Below are 7,875 nucleotides of genomic sequence, written 5' to 3' on the forward strand. Positions count from 1 at the left end.
CGATTGGGCCAGGGCCAGGGACGGTGTGATGGGTTCCCGCAGTTCGAAGCTGCGCACCAAGGTCGTGGCCCTGCTGGTTTCGCTGACGGCTCTCTGGGGCTTCGCCGCCTGGGTCACCGTCCGAGAGGGAGTCAACCTCGTCGGCGTGCAGGCGCTCGACGTACGGGTCTTCGAGCCCAGCGAGCCGCTGCTGTTGCAACTCCAGTCGGAGCGGCGTACCTCACTGGTGTATCTGGGGCGACCGGACGAGACGCAGCGCGCCGAACTGACGCAACTTCGGCAGCGTACCGACGACCTGGCCACCGAGTTTGTCGAGTCGACCGACCACTGGCAGGTCGGCGTCTTCGGCAGCAAGGATCTGCACGAGCGCGTCGCCGAGCTGAACCAGGGACTGGCCGCGCTGCCGGACACCCGCGCCGCGGTCGACCAGCGCAACATCGGCCGGAGCGAGGCCGGCACCGCGTACACCGCGCTGATCGGCGCGATCTACCAGGTCTACGACGCGCTCGGCAACCTGGACGACGACGAGATCGCCGACAACACCGCCCAACTCATCCGGCTCAACCAGGCCCGGGAACTGGTGTCCCAGGAGGACGCCATGCTCGCCGGAATCCTGGCCGCCGGCCGGATCACCCCGGCCGAGCGGGCGGAGTTCACCCGCCTGGTGGGGGCCCGGCAGTTCCTCGCCGAGCAGGCGGTCCGCCGGCTGCCCGAGGCCGATCAGCGCCGCTACGAGCAGCTGATCGCCGGCACCGACTTCAGGCGGCTGGCCGAACTGGAACGCGAGGTCATGCTCGCCTCCGGCACCGTACGGATGCCGTTCGACAGTCAGGAGTGGAACGAGACCACCTCGGCCGCACTGATCGAGATCGGCGACGTGGTACTGGCCGGCGGTGACGAGGTCGTCGAGCGCGCCACCCCGGTCGCCGTCGGTGTCATCGTCCGGCTGGTGCTCGCCGCCGGTCTCGGGCTGCTCGTGGTCATCGCCGCGGTGGTCATCTCGATCACCACCGCGCGGGCCGTGGTGCAGCAGTTGCAGCGGCTGCGCGACGCGGCGTTCCGACTCGCCAACGAGCGGCTGCCGAGCGTGGTGGAGCGGGTCGGGCGCGGTGAACCGGTGGACGTCGCCCGGGAGGCGGCGCCGTTGCGCTCCGGTGACGACGCGGTCGGCCAGCTGGGTCGGGGCTTCAACGCCGTGCAGGACACCGCCATCCGTACGGTGGTGGAGCAGGCCGAGTCGCACCGGGCGGCCCGCGAGGTCTCCCTCAGCCTGACCCGGCGTACCCAGGCCCTGGTGCACCGCCAGCTCACCCTGCTGGACGTGATGGAGCGGCGGGAGCACGACGCCAAGGAGTTGGCGGAGCTGTTCCGCGTGGACCACCTCGCCACCCGGATGCGGCGTAACGCGGAGAACTTGATCCTGCTGGCCGGCTCGACACCGGGTCGTGCCTGGCGGCGCAGCGTGCCGTTGGTCGACGTGGTCCGGGGCGCGGTCGGTGAGGTCGAGGACTACACCCGGGTCACCGTGCTGCCCATCGGTGAGGTGTCGCTCGCCGGTCAGGTGGTCGGTGACGTCATCCACCTGCTCGCCGAGCTGATCGAGAACGGGCTGTCCTTCTCCCCGCCGCACACCACCGTCGAGGTGCGGGGGCAGCTCGTCGCCAACGGGTTCGCCATCGAGATCGAGGACCGCGGTCTGGGGATGACCGAAGAGGACCTCGCCGCCGTCAACCACCGGATCGTGGACCGGTCCGAACCGCGCCTCGCCGACGCCTCGCGGCTGGGCCTGCACCTGGTGAGCCGGCTGACCGACCGGCACGGGATACAGGTACGGCTCAGGGAGTCCGCGTACGGCGGCACGACCGCCGTGGTGCTGATCCCGAGCACCCTGATCGTCGTCGACGGCGCCGAGCCGGCGGACCCGGCCGACCCGGGCACGGGGCGGCCGACGCCGGCCGCCGAGCCGGACCGGGCCGTGCCGGCCGAGCGGTCGGTGGCCCCGATGGCGCTGCCACCCGCGCCCGGCCCCGGCGGTGCCGTCGAACAGCGGCGTGCTGCCGACCCGCCGGTGGAGATCCCACTCGGGCCGCCCGGCACCGACGTCGGGCTGCCGACCCGGTCGCGGCGTCGGCCGGTCCACTCCGCACTGGACGGACCGACCCTTCCGATCGGTCTGCCGGTCGCGTCCCCGCCCGGGGCCGACGGCCCGCCCCGGCGCCCGCTGGACGTCCGCGCCGGCCCACCGGTCACCGACAGTTCCGGGGCGGGAAGCACGGCGGCGCGAACCAGACCGGGTGGTGCCGGCCCGATCGAGCCGGCCCGCACCGAGTCGGGGCTGCCGGTCCGCATCCGGCAGGCCAGCATCACGCCGGCCCTGCGGGCCGCGCCTGCGGTCGCGGAGGAGGACGACGACGTGATCCGCGAACCCGAACAGGTTCGACGCATGATGAGTTCGTACCAGACAGGCACCCGGCGCGGACGCACGGACGCCGCCCGGCTGCTCGGCGGTGGCGGTCGGCCAGGTGACACGGACGAGTCCGACGACGCCGACCAACAGGAGTCCTGACCGTCGATCGGGCGGCGATCCGCCGACAAGCGGTCAGGACCAGGATGAGCACGGCGATGAGCCGGGGGAGAAGAGGACGACGAAGTGGCGCAGAAGACGGCATCGAGTGCCGACCTGACGTGGTTGCTGGACGATCTGGTCGGCCGGGTCAAGCAGGCCGACCATGCGGTCGCGCTGTCCGCCGACGGTCTGCTGATGGCCTCCTCGCAGGGGCTCAGCCGCGACGACGGCGAGCACCTGGCGGCGATGGCGGCCGGCATCCAGAGCCTGGCCCGGGGCGCGGGTAAGCGGTTCGGCGGCGGGCAGGTGCAGCAGACGATCATCGAGATGCAGTCCTCGTTCCTGTTCGTCACAGCCGCCGGTCGCAACGCCTGCCTCGCGGTACTGGCCAGTGAGGACGCGGATGTGGGACTGATCGCGTACGAGATGGCCATGTTGGTCACCCGGGTCGGCAAGTACGTCGCGTCGCCGACCCGATCGGCCGAGCAGATCAACGGGGACAACTAGCCCGCACAGCAGCGTCGGCGTTTTCCCGACCAGGCATCTTCGAGGCGGTTATCAATGGACTACGGGCACTCTGAGCGGTCGTCGGGCACGGCCGCATTGCCCACAGCGATCAAGATCCTGGTCGCGGGTGGATTCGGGGTGGGCAAGACCACGTTGGTCGGCGCGATCAGTGAGACCAAACCGTTGCGGACCGAGGAGGTGCTGACCGAATCGGGAGTGGGCATCGACGACCTCTCCGGTGTCGAGGCGAAGCAGACCACGACCGTGGCGATGGACTTCGGTCGCATCACCATCAGCGACGACCTGGTGCTGTACCTGTTCGGTACCCCGGGTCAGGACCGGTTCTGGTTCGTCTGGGACGAGCTGGCGCTGGGCGCGATCGGCGCGGTGGTGCTGGCGGACACCCGCCGGCTCGCCGACTGCTTCCCCTCGATCGACTACTTCGAGGGCCGGGGCACGCCGTTCCTGGTCGCGGTGAACTGCTTCGAGGGAGCACGGCAGTACCGGCTCGACGAGGTGCAGTCCGCCCTGAACCTCGACCCCGAGGTCCCGGTGCTGCTCTGCGACGCCCGGCAGCGCGAGTCGGTCAAGGAAGCGCTCATCACCCTGGTGGAGCACGCGTTGAAGCTCCGAGAGTCCCGCCGCACCGCCGAATAGCGGGCCCGCCGGCGCGCGGCGCGGCGGAACCGCAAACGATCGAAGGGCTCCTTCCCGCCTGCGCGGGAAGGAGCCCTTCGGCCTGAAACGTCAGCTGGCGATCATCCGGCGCAGCACGTACTGCAGGATGCCGCCGTGCCGGTAGTAGTCCGCCTCGCCCGGCGTGTCGATCCGCACCACCGCGTCGAACTCGACGCCGCTGTCGGTGGTGACCTTGACCGTGCGGGGGGTCGAGCCGTCGTTGAGTGCGGTCACCCCGGTGACGGTGAACGTCTCGGTGCCGGCCAGCCCCAGCGAGTCGGCGTTCTCGCCGGCCGGGAACTGCAACGGCAGTACGCCCATGCCGATCAGGTTCGAGCGGTGGATCCGTTCGTACGACTCGGCGATGACCGCCCGTACCCCGAGCAGCATGGTGCCCTTGGCCGCCCAGTCCCGCGACGAACCCGAGCCGTACTCCTTGCCGGCCAGGATGACCAGCGGGACGTCGGCCTCCTGGTACGTCATCGAGGCGTCGTAGATCGAGGTCGTCTCGCCGGTCAGGTGGTTGACCGTGAAGCCACCCTCCACCCCCGGAACGAGCTGGTTACGCAGCCGGATGTTGGCGAAGGTGCCCCGGATCATCACCTCGTGGTTGCCCCGCCGCGAGCCGTACGAGTTGAACTCGTGGCGCGGCACGCCGTGCGCGGCGAGGTACTCACCGGCCGGCGAGTCGGCCTTGATGGAGCCGGCCGGGGAGATGTGGTCGGTGGTCACCGAGTCGCCCAGCTTGGCCAGCACCCGGGCACCGGCGATGTCGGTCACCGGCTCGGGCTGCTGCCCCATGCCCTCGAAGTACGGGGGCTTGCGCACGTAGGTGGACTCGCCGTCCCAGGCGAAGGTGTCGCCGGTCGGCGTCGGCAGCGACTGCCAGCGCTCGTCACCGGCGAAGACATCGGCGTACGCGGCGCTGAAGCCGGTGGCGCCGATCGCCGAGGCGATGACGTCCTGGATCTCGGCGGTGCTCGGCCAGATGTCGCGCAGGAAGACCGGGTTGCCCTCGCTGTCCTCGCCGATCGGCTCGTTGGCCAGGTCGATGTCCATCGTGCCGGCGAGGGCGTACGCCACCACCAGCGGCGGGGACGCCAGGTAGTTCATCTTCACGTCCGGGTTGATCCGGCCCTCGAAGTTGCGGTTGCCGGAGAGCACCGAGACGACCGCGAGGTCGGCCTCGTTCACCGCGGCGGAGATCTCCTCCGGCAGCGGGCCGGAGTTGCCGATGCAGGTGGTGCAGCCGTAGCCGACCAGGTGGAAACCGAGCTTCTCCAGGTACGGCGTGAGGCCGGCCCGCTCGTAGTAGTCCATGACGACCTTCGAGCCGGGCGCCAGGGTGGTCTTCACCCACGGCTTGCGGTTCAGGCCCTTGTCCACCGCGTTGCGGGCGAGCAGCGCCGCACCGATCATCACCTGCGGGTTGGAGGTGTTGGTGCAGGAGGTGATGGCGGCGATCACCACCGCGCCGTGGTCCAACTCGTACTCGTTGCCGTCGTCGCCGGTGACCCGGATCGGGTTGGTGGCTCGTCCACCGGAGCCGACGGCGGCGGTCACCAGGTCGCGCGGGGCATCGGCCGGGTCGTTGACCTCGTTGGCCGGCGAGTCGCTGGCCGGGAAGGACTCGGCGCTGGCCTCGTCGGCCGGGCCGGCGGTGCCGAACGGCGGGTTGGTGAGCACGCCGCCCCGGGCGTCGGCGTCGCTGCCGGTCTGGTCGGCGGCCACGTAGTCGGTCAGCGCCGCGCGGAACAGGGTCTTGGCGCTGCCCAGCGGCACCCGGTCCTGCGGGCGCTTCGGCCCGGCCAGGGAGGGCTCGATGGTGCTCAGGTCGAGCTCCAGGTGCTCGGAGTACTCCGGCTCGGCAGCCGGGTCGTGCCAGAGGCCCTGCTCCTTGGCGTACGCCTCGACCAGCGCGACCTGATGCGGGTCGCGGCCGGTCAGCTCCAGGTAGCGGACGGTCTCGGCGTCGATCGGGAAGATCGCCACGGTGGAGCCGTACTCCGGGGACATGTTGCCGATGGTGGCCCGGTTGGCCAGCGGCACGGCGCTCACGCCCGGCCCGTAGAACTCGACGAACTTGCCGACCACGCCGTGCTTGCGCAGCATCTCGGTGATGGTCAGCACCAGGTCGGTGGCGGTGGTGCCGGCCGGCATCTCACCGGCGAGCTTGAAGCCGACCACCCGGGGGATCAGCATGCTGACCGGCTGGCCGAGCATGGCGGCCTCGGCCTCGATGCCGCCGACGCCCCAGCCGAGCACGCCCAGGCCGTTGACCATCGTGGTGTGCGAGTCGGTGCCGACCACCGTGTCCGGGTACGCCTGGCCGCCGCGCTCCATGATGGTCCGGGCCAGGTACTCGATGTTGACCTGGTGCACGATGCCGGTGCCCGGCGGGACCACCTTGAACTCGTTGAAGGCGCTCTGGCCCCAGCGCAGGAACTGGTAGCGCTCCTTGTTGCGGGCGTACTCCAGCTCGACGTTGCGCTCGAAGGCGTCCTCGCGGCCGAACAGGTCGGCGATGACCGAGTGGTCGATGACCAACTCGGCGGGGGCGAGGGGGTTCACCTTGGTGGGATCGCCGCCGAGGTCGCGGACGGCCTCCCGCATGGTGGCGAGGTCGACCACGCACGGTACGCCGGTGAAGTCCTGCATCAGCACCCGCGCGGGGGTGAACTGGATCTCGACGTTCGGGTCCGCGTTCGGGTCCCAGGCACCCAGCTGACGGATGTGTTCGGCGGTGATGTTCGCGCCGTCCTCGGTCCGCAGCAGGTTTTCCAGCAGGATCTTCAGGCTGTAGGGGAGTCGAGCGTGCCCCTCCACCTGGCTGATCTTGAAAATCTCGTAGCTCGCGTCTCCGACGCGCAGCTGGGTCTTCGCACCGAAGGTGTCGAGGCTCGCCACGTCGTACTCCTTCACACCAGCGACCGTGAGTAGTCCTGAGCAGTCTGTCGCACCGGCCGGAGCGTCGCCGTGGTTAGGTGACACTTACCGCCGATCTCGCTGTCAACAAAACCGTACGTCCGTCTTGCTATGAGCGCAAGCCGGTGTCATCGTATGGACGGGGGTGTCATCGTGATCCACCACGTCCAGCTCGCCTGCCCGCCCGGTGCCGAGGACCGCTCACGGGCCTTCTACGTCGACCTGCTCGGCCTGACCGAGCAGGCCAAGCCGCCGGCCCTCGCGGCCCGAGGTGGCTGCTGGTTCACCGGGTACGGCGCCGAACTGCACCTGGGCGTCGAGGACGACTTCCGCCCGGCCCGCAAGGCGCACCCTGCCCTGCTCCGGCCCGACCTGGACGCACTCGCCGCCCGACTGGCTGCCGCCGGATACCCGGTCGTCTGGGGCGACGACGAACTGCCCGGCCTGCGTCGCTTCCACACCGAGGACACCCACGGCAACCGCCTGGAGTTCCTCGCCCCCGCCCGCTAGATCCTGTCCCGCGGATCTTGTTGGTACCGGGCCAGCAGCGCGTCGATCTGCTCGGTGACGGGTCGGGTAGGTCGATCGAAGTTCGACGAGTCGAGCAAGGCGTGGAAGTGGACACCGAACATGTCGTGCCTGGCCGCCAGGTCGCGCCAGTGCCTGCGCGGCGTCGAAGCCGCGTTCGACCTGGCTCCGTTGCTCGCCCACGCCGCACTCCCACATCGCCGGTCGGCCTCCCGGTGGACACCGCCGGTCCCGCTCGCGGATCTTGGTACGGAACGGCCCCCGCGGAGGCCGTCCCGTACCAAGATCCCCGAGCCCACCCTCACTGCGCCCGCTCCCTTCCGCGATCTTGCACTTGCGGTCGGGGCGAAGGCTGTCTTTTCGGGCATTCCGGCGACCGAAAGTGCAAGATCGACGGGCCGGTGTGGGGGGCGAGCCGGGGCGGGGTGGGGGCGAGCCGGGCTGGGATGAGCCGTGCCGAGGTGGGGCGAGTCGGGCCGGGCTGGGATGAGCCGGAGTGGGTTCGGGTGGGCCGGGGCCGGGCTGGGCCGGGTTGGGCTGCGCCGGGATCGGCAGCAGGCTCTCACCTACTACGGGCAGGCGCTGCCCGTCATGCGGGAGGTCGGTGACCGTGCTGGCGAGGCTGTCACCCTGAACAACATCGGCGGCGTGTATGACGGGTTGGGGGATCG

Annotated in this window: 5 protein-coding genes and 1 pseudogene; 5 read left to right on the forward strand and 1 reads right to left on the reverse strand. The window is 70.5% G+C overall.

Annotated features, from left to right (window positions below):
• Positions 1 to 28: 28 nt before the first annotated feature.
• The 3 genes from E0H26_RS10965 to E0H26_RS10975 all read left to right on the forward strand — a co-directional run bounded on the left by E0H26_RS10965 (position 29) and on the right by E0H26_RS10975 (position 3,730).
• Positions 29 to 2,566, forward strand: a complete 2,538-nt coding sequence (locus tag E0H26_RS10965; protein ID WP_131303466.1) for a sensor histidine kinase — start codon at positions 29 to 31, stop codon at positions 2,564 to 2,566.
• A gap of 84 nt (positions 2,567 to 2,650) precedes the next feature.
• Positions 2,651 to 3,073: a roadblock/LC7 domain-containing protein gene (locus E0H26_RS10970; protein ID WP_131303467.1), complete on the forward strand. Its 423-nt coding sequence runs from the start codon at positions 2,651 to 2,653 to the stop codon at positions 3,071 to 3,073.
• 54 nt (positions 3,074 to 3,127) lie between these two features.
• Positions 3,128 to 3,730: a GTP-binding protein gene (locus E0H26_RS10975; protein WP_131303468.1), complete on the forward strand. Its 603-nt coding sequence runs from the start codon at positions 3,128 to 3,130 to the stop codon at positions 3,728 to 3,730.
• A 90-nt stretch (positions 3,731 to 3,820) separates the two neighbouring features.
• Here the strand turns inward: E0H26_RS10975 and E0H26_RS10980 are convergent, their stop codons facing one another.
• Positions 3,821 to 6,673 (reverse strand): aconitate hydratase, encoded by a 2,853-nt coding sequence (locus E0H26_RS10980; RefSeq protein WP_131303469.1) that lies wholly within the window; start codon positions 6,671 to 6,673, stop codon positions 3,821 to 3,823.
• Positions 6,674 to 6,829: 156 nt separating this feature from the next.
• On the opposite strand from E0H26_RS10980, the gene E0H26_RS10985 reads away from it, so the two are divergent.
• Positions 6,830 to 7,186 carry a VOC family protein gene (locus E0H26_RS10985; protein ID WP_131303470.1) on the forward strand — a complete coding sequence of 119 codons (357 nt, stop codon included), beginning with the start codon at positions 6,830 to 6,832 and terminating at the stop codon, positions 7,184 to 7,186.
• A 504-nt stretch (positions 7,187 to 7,690) separates the two neighbouring features.
• Positions 7,691 to 7,875 (forward strand): annotated as a pseudogene (locus E0H26_RS29555) (tetratricopeptide repeat protein); the annotation flags it as partial.

Origin of the sequence: Micromonospora zingiberis, from assembly GCF_004331455.1 — a bacterium.
Taxonomy (GTDB): Bacteria; Actinomycetota; Actinomycetes; order Mycobacteriales; family Micromonosporaceae; genus Micromonospora; species Micromonospora zingiberis.

Coding starts and splice junctions, on each gene's coding strand:
- E0H26_RS10965 (WP_131303466.1), top strand. CDS start 29: ATGGGTTCCCGCAGTTCGAAGCTGCGCACCAAGGTCGTGGCCCTGCTG.
- E0H26_RS10975 (WP_131303468.1), top strand. CDS start 3,128: ATGGACTACGGGCACTCTGAGCGGTCGTCGGGCACGGCCGCATTGCCC.